17 protein-coding genes and 1 pseudogene are annotated in these 16098 nt (G+C 32.1%); 8 read left to right on the forward strand and 10 right to left on the reverse strand.

Annotation, left to right across the window (positions count from 1 at the left end):
- Nucleotides 1–57 precede the first annotated feature (57 nt).
- Both ACZZZA_RS12465 and ACZZZA_RS12470 read right to left on the reverse strand, forming a co-directional pair.
- Complete coding sequence (locus tag ACZZZA_RS12465; protein WP_463432196.1) at nucleotides 58–1221, reverse strand: cytochrome-c peroxidase; 1164 nt, start codon at nucleotides 1219–1221, stop codon at nucleotides 58–60.
- A 96-nt stretch (nucleotides 1222–1317) separates the two neighbouring features.
- Nucleotides 1318–1692 (reverse strand): DoxX family protein, encoded by a 375-nt coding sequence (locus ACZZZA_RS12470; RefSeq protein ID WP_463432198.1) that lies wholly within the window; start codon nucleotides 1690–1692, stop codon nucleotides 1318–1320.
- A 188-nt stretch (nucleotides 1693–1880) separates the two neighbouring features.
- Here ACZZZA_RS12470 and ACZZZA_RS12475 point away from each other — a divergent pair, with 188 nt between their 5' ends.
- Both ACZZZA_RS12475 and ACZZZA_RS12480 read left to right on the forward strand, forming a co-directional pair.
- The gene (locus ACZZZA_RS12475; RefSeq protein ID WP_463432200.1) at nucleotides 1881–2147 is read left to right on the forward strand and encodes a hypothetical protein; all 267 of its coding nucleotides are present in this window, start codon (nucleotides 1881–1883) and stop codon (nucleotides 2145–2147) included.
- A gap of 159 nt (nucleotides 2148–2306) precedes the next feature.
- Nucleotides 2307–3014, forward strand: a complete 708-nt coding sequence (locus ACZZZA_RS12480) for a DUF421 domain-containing protein (RefSeq protein WP_463432202.1) — start codon at nucleotides 2307–2309, stop codon at nucleotides 3012–3014.
- 68 nt (nucleotides 3015–3082) lie between these two features.
- Here the strand turns inward: ACZZZA_RS12480 and ACZZZA_RS12485 are convergent, their stop codons facing one another.
- The 7 genes from ACZZZA_RS12485 to ACZZZA_RS12515 all read right to left on the reverse strand — a co-directional run bounded on the left by ACZZZA_RS12485 (nucleotide 3083) and on the right by ACZZZA_RS12515 (nucleotide 8282).
- Nucleotides 3083–3505, reverse strand: a complete 423-nt coding sequence (locus tag ACZZZA_RS12485) for a hypothetical protein (RefSeq protein WP_463432204.1) — start codon at nucleotides 3503–3505, stop codon at nucleotides 3083–3085.
- A 124-nt stretch (nucleotides 3506–3629) separates the two neighbouring features.
- The gene (locus ACZZZA_RS12490; protein WP_463432206.1) at nucleotides 3630–4334 is read right to left on the reverse strand and encodes a lycopene cyclase domain-containing protein; all 705 of its coding nucleotides are present in this window, start codon (nucleotides 4332–4334) and stop codon (nucleotides 3630–3632) included.
- A gap of 2 nt (nucleotides 4335–4336) precedes the next feature.
- Entirely contained in the window at nucleotides 4337–4795 is a 459-nt protein-coding gene (locus tag ACZZZA_RS12495; RefSeq protein ID WP_463432208.1) for a sterol desaturase family protein, read from the reverse strand.
- A 2-nt stretch (nucleotides 4796–4797) separates the two neighbouring features.
- Nucleotides 4798–5265, reverse strand: a complete 468-nt coding sequence (locus ACZZZA_RS12500) for an SRPBCC family protein (RefSeq protein WP_463432210.1) — start codon at nucleotides 5263–5265, stop codon at nucleotides 4798–4800.
- A 29-nt stretch (nucleotides 5266–5294) separates the two neighbouring features.
- Nucleotides 5295–6131 (reverse strand): phytoene/squalene synthase family protein, encoded by an 837-nt coding sequence (locus ACZZZA_RS12505; RefSeq protein ID WP_463432212.1) that lies wholly within the window; start codon nucleotides 6129–6131, stop codon nucleotides 5295–5297.
- Nucleotides 6132–6143: 12 nt separating this feature from the next.
- On the reverse strand, nucleotides 6144–7607 hold the full coding sequence (locus ACZZZA_RS12510; RefSeq protein WP_463432214.1) for a phytoene desaturase family protein: 1464 nt from the start codon (nucleotides 7605–7607) through the stop codon (nucleotides 6144–6146).
- Nucleotides 7608–7613: 6 nt separating this feature from the next.
- Nucleotides 7614–8282 (reverse strand): MarR family winged helix-turn-helix transcriptional regulator, encoded by a 669-nt coding sequence (locus tag ACZZZA_RS12515; protein WP_463432216.1) that lies wholly within the window; start codon nucleotides 8280–8282, stop codon nucleotides 7614–7616.
- Nucleotides 8283–9096: 814 nt separating this feature from the next.
- Between ACZZZA_RS12515 and ACZZZA_RS12520 the strand changes: the two genes are divergently transcribed.
- From ACZZZA_RS12520 to ACZZZA_RS12545, 6 genes and pseudogenes are all read left to right on the forward strand, one after another.
- Nucleotides 9097–9726, forward strand: a complete 630-nt coding sequence (locus ACZZZA_RS12520; RefSeq protein WP_463432218.1) for a TetR/AcrR family transcriptional regulator — start codon at nucleotides 9097–9099, stop codon at nucleotides 9724–9726.
- Nucleotides 9727–9812: 86 nt separating this feature from the next.
- A complete protein-coding gene (gene dnaX / locus ACZZZA_RS12525) occupies nucleotides 9813–10898 on the forward strand; it encodes a DNA polymerase III subunit gamma/tau (protein ID WP_463432220.1) in 1086 nt (361 codons plus the stop codon).
- Between the two features lie 302 nt (nucleotides 10899–11200).
- Nucleotides 11201–11515, forward strand: a complete 315-nt coding sequence (locus tag ACZZZA_RS12530) for a hypothetical protein (protein ID WP_463432221.1) — start codon at nucleotides 11201–11203, stop codon at nucleotides 11513–11515.
- Nucleotides 11516–11889: 374 nt separating this feature from the next.
- Nucleotides 11890–12972: a chorismate mutase gene (locus ACZZZA_RS12535; RefSeq protein WP_463432223.1), complete on the forward strand. Its 1083-nt coding sequence runs from the start codon at nucleotides 11890–11892 to the stop codon at nucleotides 12970–12972.
- A gap of 105 nt (nucleotides 12973–13077) precedes the next feature.
- Nucleotides 13078–14004 carry a ribosome small subunit-dependent GTPase A gene (gene rsgA / locus ACZZZA_RS12540; RefSeq protein ID WP_463432225.1) on the forward strand — a complete coding sequence of 309 codons (927 nt, stop codon included), beginning with the start codon at nucleotides 13078–13080 and terminating at the stop codon, nucleotides 14002–14004.
- Nucleotides 14005–14336: 332 nt separating this feature from the next.
- Nucleotides 14337–14754, forward strand: a pseudogene (locus tag ACZZZA_RS12545) (nucleoside-diphosphate kinase).
- A 392-nt stretch (nucleotides 14755–15146) separates the two neighbouring features.
- Here ACZZZA_RS12545 and rpe read toward each other — a convergent pair.
- Nucleotides 15147–15797, reverse strand: a complete 651-nt coding sequence (rpe, locus tag ACZZZA_RS12550) for a ribulose-phosphate 3-epimerase (protein WP_463432227.1) — start codon at nucleotides 15795–15797, stop codon at nucleotides 15147–15149.
- Between the last annotated feature and the right edge of the window lie 301 nt (nucleotides 15798–16098).

Below are 16098 nucleotides of genomic sequence, written 5' to 3' on the forward strand. Positions count from 1 at the left end.
AACTCAATTAATTTTTTTTGCCTTTAAATTATTTTTAAAGGCATTTTTATTTGAAAATTATTTCGGAAGTACAGGTGGTTTCGGTCTCATTACAGGTGTACTCAGAGTTCCGAGAAATGCTTCAAGCTGCATAATTTCCTCTTTTGTCAATTCTAAAAGTTTCAGCATATCAGATTTTTCAGAATGTAATGAGATACTCTCATGTACAGTGGAACGATGTTTTGATGATTCCGGATTTCCTTTGCTGTAAAATTCGATTACTTCAGTTAAAGTATTGAATGAACCATCGTGCATCCAGGGTTCGGTTTTGGTAACTTCTCTTAATGTTGGAACTCTGAATTTTCCGACATCGGCCTGTTTTTTAGTGATCAGATATTGTCCTAAATCTTCCTCGTCTGAACCTAATAAAGAAGTTCCGTCATTTTCAAAAAGATTGTTAGAAAAATATCCTGAGTTGTGACAGTTGATACACTGTGCTTTTGTCCGGAAAAGGTGAAGACCCATCACTTCATCATTGGTTAAAACATCTCTTTCTCCGTCTATAAACCGATCAAATCTGCTTGGCGGACTTATTACTGTTCGTTCAAAAGTAGCAATGGCTTTCGCAATGCGTTCTTTGGTGATTTTTTTGTCGCCGAATGCTTTTTCAAAAAGAATTTCATATCTTTTTATCTTTACAATTTTATCTGTGGCAATATCGATATGCTCATACATCTCTCTCATGTCTTCAATAGGCATTTTCGCCTGATCTTCAAGGGAATTTGCGCGTCCGTCCCAGAAAAGAGAGGTAGCATAAGCGATATTCATAATCGTCATTGCGTTTCGGGAACCTAATTGCCTGTCGTGGCCGAAAGAAAATCTTCTGTTATCCGTCCATCCCAATTCTGGGTCATGACAAGATGCACAGGCGATTTGGTTAGAGCTAGAAAGCCTCGGATCATAAAAGAGAACCCTTCCCAACAAAGCTTTGTCTTCAGAATAAAGATTGTCTTTAGGAAACTCAACTTGTGGTAAATGACCAATTTCTGAAAACGAAGATACTGAAGCATCAATTATTGGTTTTGGCCATTTTGTTCTGTCACCAGTAGAATAAGCAAATCTTAGCTGATCAATAAAAGATTGCTTGTCTTTGATGTCTTTGTGAGTATTGTTTTGCAGACAGTTATTAAGCAATGTGATGGCTAAAAATGCTATCAAAACCCAACTTACTGCGTTCTTCATTTCGTCTTTTAATTTTAACAAAAATAATCATTCTTCATTATTTAATTCTAAATTTTTTGAAAGAAATTTATTTTGAAAAATTTGCTACGGAAATTACTATTTCATTGATTTTAAAGCCCAGGCTACAAGAACGGGTTGCATAAATAGTCTTGCAAATCTCTTGCTGTCAGTATTTAAGCCAAAGGCATCTCTTCTGTTTTTATATTGAGAAATATTTCCCGGGAAAACAGCAGTAAAAAATGCAGCTGTGAATTTACCTAAAGCTGAACGGTACTTTTCAGGAGTTGCAATAATACTAATACCAAGAGAAATTTCTGCAATACCTGAATATATCACCGTATCATCTTTTTCCAAAGGAACAAAATCTGGAACCTGAGCCTGAAATTCTTTTCTGGCAAAAGAGAGGTGTGCAATTCCTGCAGTGATAAGCATAGTACCAAGTGCGAGTCGCGAGATATTTTGAAGATTCATAATAATATTTTGAGGTAAATGACTCAAATGTCAGACCACTTTTTTAATAAGTAATCATAAAAAATACCAATTAACAATGATTAAAAAAGCTTTAAATTAAGCTTATATTATTCTGATAATGTGATCGGAATCATATTTTTCTCAATCAGATATCATTAACTTAGCATCAACCATCAAATCTAAATCTTATGGAACGAATAAAATTTTTTGTAGACGATATGCCGTTTCGAAATTCTAAAAAATCTGTTAATGAAAATGCAGTCAACTTTAATGAGATCAAAAATTTTTTATCTGAAGTTGATAATAAAAGTTTTGATCAGATAAAATTGCGACTGAAACCCAATCTGAATAAAATTGTAATTGATATTGCAACAGGAATACGTTATCCTGCATTTGATGATTTTATGACTAAAATCAAACAAAGCAAATACGGAAATTATTTTGATATAAAATAATAAAGATTCTTAGAAAAAAGCCCATAAGGTCCTGAAGCTTAGATATTGGTAAATCCAATTAAAAACCTTCGAATTTGTGTAGTCAGATTCGAAGGTTTTTTATGTGTAAATCTGTAAGTGGCTTACTATTTGAAATCTTAGTTTTTAAATTATTAGTTTATGAATCTCTCCGTATTATTAAGCCTGGATTTGAAAGAATTTTTGATGGGTACCGAAGAATGGATTTTTCTTCCTGAAATCGTGTTGCGAACAGTCATCATGTTTTTTACAATTGTCTTCGGACTTCGTGTTTTAGGAAAAAGAGGCGTTAAGCAATTATCGATTTTTGAATTGGTGGTGATCATCGGTTTAGGTTCTGCAGCAGGTGATCCTATGTTTTATAAAGATGTGGGCATTGCTTCATCTCTTGCAGTTTTTACAGTGATTATTTTGTTTTACAGTCTGTTAACGTACTGTATCGGAAGATTCAAAAAAATAGAAATTCTGCTAGAAGGAAAACCAATCTGCCTGATAAAGGATGGTGTATTTTTAACTGAGAATTTTAAAAAAGAAAATTTGGGAAGTGATGAGTTTTTTTCAGAATTAAGATTAAAAGGGGTGTCTCATCTTGGGCAGATAGAAACGGCAATTGAAGAAATATCCGGCGATATAAGTGTGTTTTTTCTTGCTGATCAGGAAGTGCGTTTCGGATTATCAATTATGCCAAATTCTGTAGATCATCATATAAATTATATTAATGATGCAGGTTATTACTCTTGTACTTTCTGTGGATATACTGAAAATAAAGAAACAGGCTCTGCCGGAAAATGTAAAAACTGTGGCAGAGAAAACTGGATACCTGCGATAAATAAGAAAAGAATAAATTAGATAAAATAAAAAATCTCTAACCGAAGTTAGAGATTTTTCTTGAAAGATATATAAATTTGATTGTGGTTCTAAGCTACTGCTTCTTTATTGAACAAATTTTTCATAGAAACACCTGTTTCTTTTCCGAATAGTGAAGAAAAGATATTTTGAAATTCATGGATATATTTACATTTGATTGTATTTCCATAAATTTTCAGTCCTTCAACAATCTTTTTTGAACTCAAATCAATATCATACTTGATAAACGATTCTGGTCTCTCGTATCGTATTCTGTGATCAGAGCTGTATGTTTTTGCAAAACCAAATTTTTCAAGCCAATCTTCATTGATGGTAATAGGCTGAATAGAATCTGCTGGTACAGCCAAACATTGATAGTCATTTTCAATCTTTACAGAATATTCGTTGTTTTCATTCTGAAAAATTTCTGTAATAGTGAAAATCTGGCCTCTATAATCTACCAGATTTTTAATTTTTAAATCTGTAACGTTCATAATATTTGTGGTATAAGTGAGTTGACTTAAATAGTTACAAATATTATGCCTTGCATTAATTATGTGGTATGTAAATAAATGTAATTTGAATACGTTTTCAGATTTTTGTCAATTTGTGGTGAAATTAGTCTTCATTCTCAGTAATTTCCTTCTTTTTAAACTTCTTAAAAAAGAATAAATTCCAAAGAATCATTTCGTAGCCGTATATTGTATCTTCGATCGGGATGGTGAAAATACGGATGCCGATAATTTTTTCAGGATTATAATTGACGATCGGTGAGTCTAATCCGCTTCCGGTGAGAATTCCGTTGACTGCAAGAAATCCGGGCATCAAAATCAGGTAAATAAGGGAAGCTTTCCCGAGCCAATTTATCTTTAAAATAAAATAAAGTACGAAAAGGCTGATTGCCGTGGTGAAGAATGTGACGAAAGGATAAATTTTCTGTCTAAAATAAACGGCAAGAAATAATAAAACAATAATAAATATTATAACGAAAATTCGTTCAAAATTGACATTCCAGTCGAGTTTGAAAAACTTATCTAAACAAAAGTAGGTAAACACACATGAAAACGGAATACAGATAAAAAACATCAGTTCTTCTATCGGCAATCCGAAAAGTCTGCTTCCAATCAAATATCTGTCATTAAACCACCAGACTCCCATTTTTGTAAACCATACATCCCAAACAATAAAAACTACGGCAACCAAAACAGAAGCCATCATAAATGCTTTAAAATGTTTGTGAAATTTTATTTTCGGATGAAATGAAAACAAAAAACAGATAATTACCGTGAAAAAGTTGATTGCAAGATATGTGTATTGCCACATAATTATTTTTTATTTTTATTAAAGTACATCTTAAAATATTTCACAGGAACCCAAAGAAATCCGAAACATTCTCCCATTTCTTTCCCTATGTGCTTATGATGCTGCTTATGAGCACGTCTTATTGCTAATAAATAGGGGTTTTGTGTGTCTCTTAAAAACTTAAAACGCTGATGTATAAAAATATCGTGAACAAAGAAATAGGCCATTCCGTATAAGGTAATACCGATGGCAATGTAAAAATAAAAATTAAAATTGTTCACGGTTCCATAGTACATCATTGCAATAGTAGGAATTGCGAAAATGGCGAAAAAATAATCGTTTCTCTCTAGTTCACCTTCGTTACTATGGTCATGATGATCACGGTGAAGAATCCATAAAAAGCCATGCATGACATATTTGTGTACCATCCAGGTTATACCTTCCATGATAAAAAATGTAGCAAATACTATTAAAAAATTCATTGTTAATCTTTTTTAGAATTAAACATTTTTTCCAGAATATTAAAACGATAACTGAAAATATGTTCTAATTTATTTTTTACAAAAACGCTGTGTGCAATTTCTCCTAAAAATCCCATAGGAAGTTCGTAATCTACAGTGTCTCTTATCAAAACTCCTTTTTCATTGGGTATAAATTCATGAAAATGATTCCAAAGTTTGTAAGGACCTTTCTTTTGGTAATCTGTGAAACTACGTTTACCGTTTACCTGAGTGATTTCTGTCTGCCAATCCATCTTAATTCCTAAAAGTGGTGAAACATAATAATCAATGATCATTCCTTCGTAGATTTCATCGTTTTCCAATTGAGTCCGAACGACAAAGTTCATATCTTTCGGAGTGATTTTTGAAAGATTATTGGCTGAAGAAAAGAATTTCCAGGCAGTTTCTATATCACAGTTGAGTTGTTGTTCACGTTTAAGTTGGTGTACCATTATATTTTTTTAAAATAAATTTTTGAATTTTATAAAAGAGAAATTTTGTACTGTACATAGCAGCTCATCATCAGTGAAAATTTTCTCCCGTTAGAAATCCTTATTCTTTGGTTGATGATTTTTTTAGCCGGTGTTCTTTTAATTTTTCTGAACAGTGAAATGTAATATCTGTAAGCCAGATAAACTCCAAATCTCGATGAATTGGGTAAATTTTTAATCCCTTCCAGCGCTTCTTTGAATTCCTGCTGAATATCATTTTCTATATGAGACTTCACAATATTGTCAAAATAAGTAATATCAACATCCGGAAAATAAGTACGTCCTAATACCTGATAATCATCTTTCAGATCACGGAGAAAATTCACTTTTTGAAAGGCCGAACCGAGTTTCATCGCAGAAGGTTTCAGAATTTCATATTGCTGTTTATCTCCATCTACAAAAATATGAAGACACATTAATCCTACAACTTCTGCCGATCCCAAAATATATTCTTTATACAAATCTGAATTGTAATCGATTTTCTGAAGATCCATTTCCATGCTTTTCAGGAATTGATTAATCAATTGTACGTCGATTTCATATCTGTGAATGGTCTCCTGAAAACACTGTAAAATAGGATTTAATGAAATTTTTTCTTCTAATGCCTGATTTGTTTGTTCTTTGAAGCGTGCAAGAAGAGTAGCACGGTCATAATCATGAAAGCTGTCTACAATTTCATCTGCCAAACGTACATATCCGTAGATAGCATAGATTGAATCTCTTATTTTCGGTGATAAAGCCAAAATTCCCAATGAAAAACTTGTGCTGTACTGTTTGGTGGTCTGTTTACTGATTTTGTAAGATAAATCGTCAAATAGTTTTTTCATAGTAATCTTAGTTTATTTAGTTGCTTCGATAGCGGCAATTTTTCCTGAAATAATAGAGGGCGGAACTCCTGGTCCGGGAACTGTAAGCTGTCCTGTATAGAATAAATTGCTGACTTTTTTATTTCTCAATGATGGTTTTAAAACTGCAGTCTGGGATAAGGTATTTGCCAGACCGTACGCATTTCCTTCATAGGCATTATAGTCTTCTTTAAAATCTTTAATGCAATAGCTTTTTTTGTAGTCTAATTTAGATAATATATTAGAAGTATTGGTATGCTTTTCAAGTCTGAGAATCATTTCGTTAAAATATTTTTCTCTTACTTCCTCGCTGTCTTCCAATCCTGTTGCAACCGGCATGAGCAAAAACACATTTTCACAGTTTTCAGGCGCAACGTTAGGATCGGTTTTGGATGGGCAACATACATAAAAAAGTGGTTTTGTAGGCCATTTTTTATCGTCATAAATTTCATTTGTATGAAGATCCAGATCGTTTTCAAAGAAAAGAGTATGATGCTTTAGATTTGGGATCTTTTCTTTAAATCCTAAGTAATAGATAAGACATGATGGTGCAAAAATTCTTTTTTTCCAGTAATCTTCTGTGTAATTTCTATATTCTTTTGGAAGTAAACTGTTTTCTGTGTGGTGATAATCTGATGACGCAATCACTGTATCGAATTCAATTTCAGAATTATTGACAGAAACAGAAGTTGCTTTACGGTCAGTAATTTTTATGGAATCAATATTTGAGTTTAAGTGAAATTGTACACCTTGTTGTTGAGCAACATTTACCATCGCATCAATAATTTTTGAAAAACCTCCCATAGGATACCATGTTCCCAACTTGTATCCTCCGTAATTCATAAGACTATATAATGCAGGAATGTCTTTTGGAGCTGCTCCCAAAAAAATCACAGGAAACTCCATCAGCATAATAAGTTTTGGATCTTTGAAATATTTTCTGACAAATTTGTGAAAGTTAGAAAGCAAATCTAATTTCAGCGCACTTTTTGCAATTTTAGGAGAAACAAATTCAAACCAGGAATTGCATGGTTTGTTGACAAAATCTTTCATACCGACTTCATATTTGTATTGCGCATCATTCATGAATTCATCTAATTTTTGTCCGGCACCTTTTTCAGTCTTTTCAAAAAGGCTCTTCATTTCATTGTAATCATGTGGGATCTGCATTGTACCATCTGAAAAAACCATTTCAAATTGTGGATTCAAAGGAATCAACTCGAAGAAATCTGAACTTTTTTTATTAAAATCATTAAAGAAATTTTCAATAATATCCGGCATCCAATACCAACTCGGCCCCATATCAAAAACATAACCGTTATCAGTAGTAAATTTTCTGGCTCTTCCGCCTAAACTGCTGTTTTTTTCGAATACGTGCACTTCATGACCCTTCTGCGCAGAGTAAGCCGCTGCAGATAAACCTGAAAATCCTGATCCTATAATTGCTATTTTCTTCATATTCGTTTAATCAAATGAAAATTCCTTATAAACCGTGTCTATAAGATTTTTGCTGTCAATATTTTGGGTGTAAATGGGATGATGAAATTGTTCTAATTTATTAAGAATACGGATCAAATCCATTTTTTCTGTATGATTGAGATTACCGGAAACGATCTGTGTAGCCTGACGAATCTTTTTCATCTGATTTTCTAATACAGACAATCCTTTTTCTGTGATGTGAATTAATTTCATTCTTTTATCTTCAGGTGAGTCATTTTGCTCAATCCATTCTTGTTTCATTAATCTGGAAATGATAAGATTACCCACAGATTTATCATGAATATTTTTTCTGATTAAATCGATTTTTGACATCGTTCCGAAAGTCTTCAGATTAATCAGATAAATAAAATCTTCCTGTGTAGAAAACTCAGAATCTAAAATTGCAGATTTTGAATACATTTTTGCATATCGATTGAGATGAACAAATAGTGTACTAATTGCACTTTCAACAGTTCTGCCATTTTCTTTACCTTCCCAGTCTGGCTCATCCTTTACCATTGGGTTTTTGTCAATTTCCTGATCAATAACCCAATTCTTGAATCCATCGATAGTTTTCGGATAAGTTAGCGTTTTATTAGAAGAATTAAACTCTTCTACTAAAGCAATAGTATCTTTTATTAAGTCAAAATCCATCTTTAAAATTTAGTGCATAAATATACAAATTAATAATTAAATTAGTATATTTGTGAATTAGTTATTATCAAAAATAATTCCAAAATATTTTTTATTTGAAAAATGATTTCTAAAATGTATGAAACAAATTAGACAGATCTAATTCTTAAAATTTATGATTAGAATTATTATGATGATTAAATATTTATTAGTTTATAACAAATAATTAAAATATTGATGGATTGATTTAATATAATTGAGTTTTAATTGAACAATTTGGAAGAATAAATTTTTATTCGTAAAAATAATTTTAAATTATTTTGATAATTAAACTCATTATGTTGTGTGGTAATCATCAGTAAATGAAATGCTTAAGTGGTTTTTTTAATAAAGTAATGATTTAATATAAAAAATTAAAAATATATCAGTTGAATTGCTAACTTTAATTGGTATAATTTTAGTGACTGAAAAAAAATAATTTTAAGTTATCCAGTGATTTATACGTTTATTTGTATTCACTTTTGAAATTCAATCATTGGATATAATTTATGATAACTGTTTTTCAATAACTGTTTATTATTGTATCATTTTCATCATAAAGCTTTTTATTTTATTAATTAAGCGTTTAAGTTTAGCCAAATCCAAATCAATATTAATATCGTACTTATTATTAGTCTTTTCAAAAATATGGGAAATCTTTTGAGCCTTTCTTATGATTTTTGAAATGATAATTTTTAATCTGTAATAAATGCTGATTTTAGAAAATTTTCTAAGTCTCATTTTTTTTAAAAATAACAAATAATTGACTGCTAATTGCAATATTAAATAATAGACGATGCCTAGAAAAGTTGTACAAGGCCCGATTAGGGATAAGGAAAAAACCAAACAAAAACTGCTGAATGCAGTGGGTAAAATTTTGAAAACCAAAGGGTATTCAGGATTAATGGTAAGTAAGATCGCAGCCGTTGCCGGTTTCGACAAAAAATTAATTTATGAATACTTTGGAAGCACAGATAAGCTTATAGATGAGTATATCAGATCTCAGGATTACTGGAGCAGAGTAGATGAAAAAGAGATGAAAGTTGATGTTTCCGACGGTGGAAAAGAAATGTCTAAAATGGCATTGCTTAATCAGTATGAAAGCCTGAGAAAAAACAAAGAACTTCAGAAAATTATAGTTTGGGAGCTTTCAGAAAACAGGGCGGTTCTTAAAAAACTCTTCGAACAACGTGAAGAAGTAGGAGAGGGCTTATTTACAAATATTACAGATCCGCATTTTGGTGATAAGTCTGAAGAATACAGAGCAATCACAGCTTTGCTCGTTGCAGGTATTTACCATCTTAATTTGTATACTGCACACAACGGAACAACTTTCTGCGGAATAGATACAAAGTCTGAAGACGGAAGAAAGAAAATTGAAAAAGCCATTGTAGATATTATCGATTTCGCATATCAGAAAAAATAATTATTTTCTCATAATTCAGCTTTATATCAGCCATTATTTGAAAATTTATATTTTCAGATTAGAACAATATTTCTTACTTTTGGGCTATGGAAAATTTCATCGTATCTGCAAGGAAATACCGGCCTCAACAGTTTGACACCGTTGTTGGTCAATCTCACATTACAGATACCTTAGAGCATGCAATTGAAGAAAATCAGTTAGCACAAGCTTTGCTTTTCTGTGGCCCTCGTGGAGTAGGAAAAACTACCTGTGCGAGAATCTTAGCGAGAAAAATTAACGAAAAAGACGGTTCGGTCTCAGAAGATGGATTTGCATATAATATTTATGAATTAGATGCAGCTTCCAATAACTCGGTTGATGATATTCGTGAACTGATTGATCAGGTGCGTTTTGCGCCACAGGTCGGTCAGTATAAAGTGTATATTATCGATGAAGTTCATATGCTTTCATCGGCTGCTTTCAATGCTTTTCTTAAAACTTTGGAAGAACCACCTGCTCATGCAATTTTTATCCTCGCTACGACAGAGAAGCATAAGATTATTCCTACTATTTTGTCCCGTTGTCAGATTTATGATTTTAAAAGAATTACAATTCTCGATATTCAGGAGCATTTGAAAGGTATTGCAGCAAAAGAAAATATCAGATATGAAGATGATGCTCTGTATTTAATTGCCCAAAAAGCAGACGGGGCATTAAGAGATGCACTTTCAATATTCGATAGACTATCAACATTTTCACAGAAAAATATTACCCTTGCTAAAGCAGCAGAAGTTCTCAATATTTTAGATTACGATCAATATCTGAAGATCATAGATTTTGCAAAAGAGAATAAAATTCCCGAAGTTCTTTTTGCTTTTAATGAAATTGTAAAGAGAGGTTTTGATCCACATATTTTCATTGCAGGTTTAGGAAATCATTTCAGAGATTTAATGATGGCTCAAAATGCCTCAACTATTGATTTGATTGAAGTGGGAGAACAGACCAAAACAAAATTTGTAGAGCAGGCAAAAAACTGGAATGCTCAGCAATTGATAGACGGAATTGAAATTTGCAATCATGCAGATATCAATTATAAAAACTCTAAAAATCCCCGACTTACAGTAGAGATTGCCTTAATGCAATTGGCTTCTCTGACTGCTGGTGGAGATATTGCTAAAAAAAAAAGTTCATAATATTAGCTCCATTTCTTCATGAGAAACAGGAGATTATACTGCCGTCAAAAGGAGTAGAAAAAAAAGAAGAAATAGCAGCGAAATCTGAGGTTACTGAAGATCAGCCATCTCAAGAACTTACGATTAAAACAGCTTCAAAACCATTATCAAGGCCAAAAGTTTCATCAGTTTTCAGTATCAATTCTTTTATAAATAAAGAAGAAAAGCAGGAAGTTGAAGAAAAGCTAACTGTAGTTAACGAGCATTTACAAGAGCATCATTTTACAGAAACTGATCTTCAGTCAGAATGGAATCTTTTATTGATGCAGCTTCGCGCCAAAGATCCTGTTATATTCAATGCTATCAAATCTTTCAAACTGGAAAAGATTGATGAAAAACTGATTCAGATTCAGTATCCTTCAGAATCTGCAAAAGTTGAATTTGACAAAATAAGTATTGAGTTTTTTAATCATTTTAAGCATAAAGTAAATAATCATGCAATTGTGTTTAATTTTAAGCACGATCCTCAAAATTTGAAACAGGAAGTACTTACAACCAAGAAAAAATTTGAGAAATTTGTCGAAATTAATCCACTTTTAAAAGATCTTGATGATTTAATGAAGTTTGATTTGACATAATTTTATATATTTGCCAAGTGATTTGTAGAAAATACGATTTTTACAAGTCTAAATTTAATTTAAAACTAAACAAAAAATTCTGACAGTCAACGTGGTAAAACTATTGTTCCCATATCTGTTTAATTTTGTACCTGCTAATCATTTTAGCAGCTATTTTAGTTTTGAAACTATTTATTATAGAAATTTCAGAAATTATTATCTGTTTTATTGGTATAGTTAACTGAATTTCTTTCTCAAAAAATACTGGAAAATCAATCATTTTCCATTTCCAATTTCACTGCAATTTTGTACCGGATTTTTTTGAAAAGAATTATAAATAAACTTTATAATGCTTATTCATTGAATATAATATTTAAATAAAAAACACTTTTAAAATGAACTTAATAGATTTAAAAAACGATTGGATTAATGAGTTTTCGCAGCCAATGATCATTGCGGGACCTTGTAGCGCAGAAAGCGAAGCTCAAATGCTGGAGACAGCCAAAAGAATAAAAGATACCAATGCTCAGGTGCCCATTTTCCGTGCAGGAATCTGGAAGCCTCGTACAAAACCCAATGGTTTTGAAGGAGTTGGAGTAATTGGTTTAAACTGGTTAAAAAAAGTAAAGCAGGAATACGGTTTTAAGACGGCCACGGAAGTAGCCAATGCGCATCACGTTTCCGCAGCTTTGGAAGCGGATGTTGATATTCTCTGGATTGGCGCACGTTCTACAGTAAATCCTTTTACGGTTCAGGAAATTGCTGAAGCTTTAAAAGGAACTGAAAAAACAGTTTTTGTTAAAAATCCTGTAAATCCAGATTTAGCGTTATGGATTGGTGCTTTAGAAAGACTTTTGGGTCAGGATATTAAGAATCTTGGGGTAATTCACCGTGGTTTTTCTACATACCAAAAGACAAAGTACAGAAATAACCCGAATTGGCAGATTGCTTTAGATTTTAAAAGTCAATTTCCGAACATTCCCATGCTGATCGATCCTTCTCACATTTGCGGAAACAGAACCGGCTTGGCAGATATTACTCAGGAAGCATTGAATGTTGGTTACCAGGGAGCAATTATAGAGTCGCACTCCAATCCTGACGAAGCCTGGAGCGATGCTTCCCAACAGATTACACCGGAAGTTTTGGCTGATTTAATTTCAAACTTAAAAATAAGAAATTCCGGGATTGCAGGTTTTGATGATGAAATGGGAAGACACCGGACGTTGATTTCAGATCTTGATTTTCAAATGATAGAATTGCTTTCGCAGAGAATGAAGATTTCAGAGCAAATCGGCAAACTGAAGAAAGAAAACGATATCGCAATCTTTCAGCCGGAACGCTGGAAAGTGATTACAGAATATGCAATTCAAAAAGCCAGAGAAACAGGAATGTCTCAGGATTTTATAGAAAAAGTTTTTAAGGCAATTCATGAAGAATCTATTGAAAAACAAAATAATATTATGATTGATAGAATGTAAAGAAACTGGAAATGGTAATAGGATTTGGCTTTGAAAAATCTAATGAATAGCTTAAACTAAATCCTGTTACCTAAATCCTAATTTCTTATATTTGCAGTCATATATATGAAAGGAAAAATCATTAAATCTACAGGAAGCTGGTATCAGGTTTTAGAAATGGAAACCGATAAGATTTTCGAAGCAAGAATTCGTGGAAAATTCAAGCTGATCAAAACAAGGCTTACCAATCCTCTTGCAGTAGGCGATTATGTAGAATTTCAGCTTGAACAGGATGATGTTGCTTGGATTACCAAAATTGATCCACGCAAAAATTATCTGATCAGAAAAGCGGTCAACCTTTCAAAAGAAGCACATATCATCGCATCAAATATTGATATTGCCTGCTTCATTTTTACTTTGAAGCATCCTGAAACTTCATTTGGTTTTCTGGATCGTTTTCTTGCCTGTTGTGAAGCCTATAATATAAAGCCACTTATTCTTTTCAATAAAATGGATGTCTTAAATGACGAAGAAATTGAGGTGGTGAAAGATATTCAGTTTCTTTATCAGGAAATCGGTTATGACAGCCTTGAAATTTCTTCCTATTCAAAATTAAATCTGAATGATCTTCAGGAACTTGTAAAGAATCAGACTTCAGTATTTTTCGGGCATTCTGGGTGTGGGAAATCTACTTTGGTCAATGCGCTGCAACCTGATTTAAATCTTAGGACTTCAGAAATTTCAGATACTCATCTCAAAGGAAAACATACGACAACTTTTGCACAGATGCACTTTTGGCATTTCGGCGGAAATGTGATTGATACTCCGGGTGTGAGAGAATTTGCAATGATTGATATTGAAAAAGAAGAGGTACAACATTATTTCCCGGAAATTTTCAGAAAGAGAAAAGAATGTAAGTTTCATAATTGTATGCACATTAATGAACCGAAATGTGCCGTTCTGAATTCTCTGGAGACAGGAGAAATTCAACATTCACGCTATTCTACCTACATCAAACTGATGGATGAAGCGGAAGAAAACTCTCAGAATTAAAAATATCTCACTTTTAAACTACAACACAAATTGCTCTATTAATTTAGAATAAAAGAGTTCGCTTATCTTAATTTAAATTTCCCTGTTTATTATTGCGAAATTTGTAAATTTTTATAGAAAAATTTACAAATAAAAAAAACCCAGCCGAAGCTGGGTAAAAACTAATAACCATGAAAACTCAAATTAAACATGAGAATCGAATTATTAATTGCAATTTATGTGCCAAAATGTATGGTAAATTTTCTTAATAAAAGTTATTTTGTGTTAAAATTAAATTAAAATTATATTTAGATATTTTTTGTAGTTTTGTGCCATTAAAAAAATATACATTTATGTCTAACATTACATTCACTATGATTAAGCCTGATGCGGTTGCTGATGGACATATCGGTGCTATTTTAGGGAAAATTTCTGAAGGAGGTTTCAAAATTAAAGCTTTAAAATTAACTCAACTTACAGTTGCTGACGCCAAAAAATTCTATGAAGTGCATGCTGAAAGACCTTTCTATGGAGAATTGGTTGATTTCATGAGCTCACTGACCAATCGTTGCTGCAGTTTTAGAAAAAGATAACGCTGTGGAAGATTTCAGAACTTTAATTGGTTCTACAAATCCTGCTGATGCTGCTGAAGGAACAATCAGAAAAATGTTTGCCAGAAGCATTGGAGAGAACGCAGTTCATGGATCTGATTCTGATGAAAATGCTCTTATTGAAGCACAATTCCACTTTTCAGGGAGAGAGATTTTTTAACCAGAATTCTTGTCAATAAAAAATCCGGAAATTATTCCGGATTTTTTTGTTATAATCAAATACTTCCATTTTTTGTGACATTTAGTCATAAAAAATAAATTGATTTATTCTTACTTTTTTGTTCATTCATCATTATAATTAAAATAAATAATTATTAGAATATTGTGAATAATGTAAAAATAATATGATACAATTATTTTCTAAAATTCATAATCAGTATATGTTGAAAAAATCCGTGTTTTTACGGATGTTTTCGTCTGATAAAAATTTCCATCTTTACAAAAGTTAATAAAGAATAAAAATATCATTAATCATCGTATAGAAACTAATAACCATCATACTTTCTCTTTACATGAGAACAAAGAGCAGCTTTAATGAGCTGCTTTTTTGATTTACATTTTTAGAAGTTCGATCGTTTTTTCTGGACTTTCAGCTGAGAAAACTGCATTTCCTGCGACCAATACATCTGCTCCGGCTTCGAATAATCTGGAAGCATTGTCCAGATTTACACCACCGTCAATTTGTATAAGTGCAGTAGAATTATTACTTAGAATCAAATCTTTAGTTTCTGCGATTTTTTTGTATGTGTTTTCGATGAATTTCTGTCCACCGAATCCTGGGTTTACACTCATCAATAGTACCAAATCAACATCTGCAATAATATCTTCAAGCATTAAAACAGGAGTTGAAGGATTTAAAACAACACCGGCTTTTGCCCCTTTACTTTGAATTAAATTAATTGTTCTGTGTAAATGAACGCAGGCTTCATAATGTACAGAAACCAGATCAGCACCATATTCTATAAATTCTTCAACATATTTTTCCGGCTCTACAATCATTAAATGTACATCTACGAATTTTTTTGCGTGCTGCTGAATTGTTTTCATAACCGGGAAGCCAAAAGAAATGTTGGGCACAAATCTGCCGTCCATCACATCAACGTGTAACCAGTCGGCTTGAGAATTGTTCAGCATCTCAATGTCTCTTTGCAGATTCCCAAAGTCTGCGGATAATAGGGATGGAGCGATGAGCTTAGTTTTCATTTTTACTTAGATTTCTTTAACTTTTCTTAAAATGGATTGACAAATAGAAAATAATACGAAAATATGCCTAAGATCAATATCGCTTCTATGATTGATAACTTAATATTATTTATTTTTATTACCAATAATCTATCAATGACAAACAATATCAATGGAACAATACTTATAATTAATAGTGTTTCAAGAATCATATTGTAGGCAGATCCTATTTTTGGAGGATTAAAAATTTTATATACCATTAAAAATAATATGTAGGCGAAAAATAATGTCGCTATAATTGATATAAAAGTTGGCTTTCGTA

The sequence above is a fragment of the Chryseobacterium sp. AC405b genome (genome assembly GCF_979258685.1).

Excerpts from the sequence above, each read along its gene's own strand:
- ACZZZA_RS12465 (WP_463432196.1), bottom strand. The coding sequence starts at position 1,221 with ATGAAGAACGCAGTAAGTTGGGTTTTGATAGCATTTTTAGCCATCACA.
- ACZZZA_RS12470 (WP_463432198.1), bottom strand. The coding sequence starts at position 1,692 with ATGAATCTTCAAAATATCTCGCGACTCGCACTTGGTACTATGCTTATC.
- ACZZZA_RS12475 (WP_463432200.1), top strand. The coding sequence starts at position 1,881 with ATGGAACGAATAAAATTTTTTGTAGACGATATGCCGTTTCGAAATTCT.
- ACZZZA_RS12480 (WP_463432202.1), top strand. The coding sequence starts at position 2,307 with ATGAATCTCTCCGTATTATTAAGCCTGGATTTGAAAGAATTTTTGATG.
- ACZZZA_RS12485 (WP_463432204.1), bottom strand. The coding sequence starts at position 3,505 with ATGAACGTTACAGATTTAAAAATTAAAAATCTGGTAGATTATAGAGGC.
- ACZZZA_RS12490 (WP_463432206.1), bottom strand. The coding sequence starts at position 4,334 with ATGTGGCAATACACATATCTTGCAATCAACTTTTTCACGGTAATTATC.
- ACZZZA_RS12495 (WP_463432208.1), bottom strand. The coding sequence starts at position 4,795 with ATGAATTTTTTAATAGTATTTGCTACATTTTTTATCATGGAAGGTATA.
- ACZZZA_RS12500 (WP_463432210.1), bottom strand. The coding sequence starts at position 5,265 with ATGGTACACCAACTTAAACGTGAACAACAACTCAACTGTGATATAGAA.
- ACZZZA_RS12505 (WP_463432212.1), bottom strand. The coding sequence starts at position 6,131 with ATGAAAAAACTATTTGACGATTTATCTTACAAAATCAGTAAACAGACC.
- ACZZZA_RS12510 (WP_463432214.1), bottom strand. The coding sequence starts at position 7,607 with ATGAAGAAAATAGCAATTATAGGATCAGGATTTTCAGGTTTATCTGCA.
- ACZZZA_RS12515 (WP_463432216.1), bottom strand. The coding sequence starts at position 8,282 with ATGGATTTTGACTTAATAAAAGATACTATTGCTTTAGTAGAAGAGTTT.
- ACZZZA_RS12520 (WP_463432218.1), top strand. The coding sequence starts at position 9,097 with ATGCCTAGAAAAGTTGTACAAGGCCCGATTAGGGATAAGGAAAAAACC.
- dnaX (WP_463432220.1), top strand. The coding sequence starts at position 9,813 with ATGGAAAATTTCATCGTATCTGCAAGGAAATACCGGCCTCAACAGTTT.
- ACZZZA_RS12530 (WP_463432221.1), top strand. The coding sequence starts at position 11,201 with ATGCAGCTTCGCGCCAAAGATCCTGTTATATTCAATGCTATCAAATCT.
- ACZZZA_RS12535 (WP_463432223.1), top strand. The coding sequence starts at position 11,890 with ATGAACTTAATAGATTTAAAAAACGATTGGATTAATGAGTTTTCGCAG.
- rsgA (WP_463432225.1), top strand. The coding sequence starts at position 13,078 with ATGAAAGGAAAAATCATTAAATCTACAGGAAGCTGGTATCAGGTTTTA.
- rpe (WP_463432227.1), bottom strand. The coding sequence starts at position 15,797 with ATGAAAACTAAGCTCATCGCTCCATCCCTATTATCCGCAGACTTTGGG.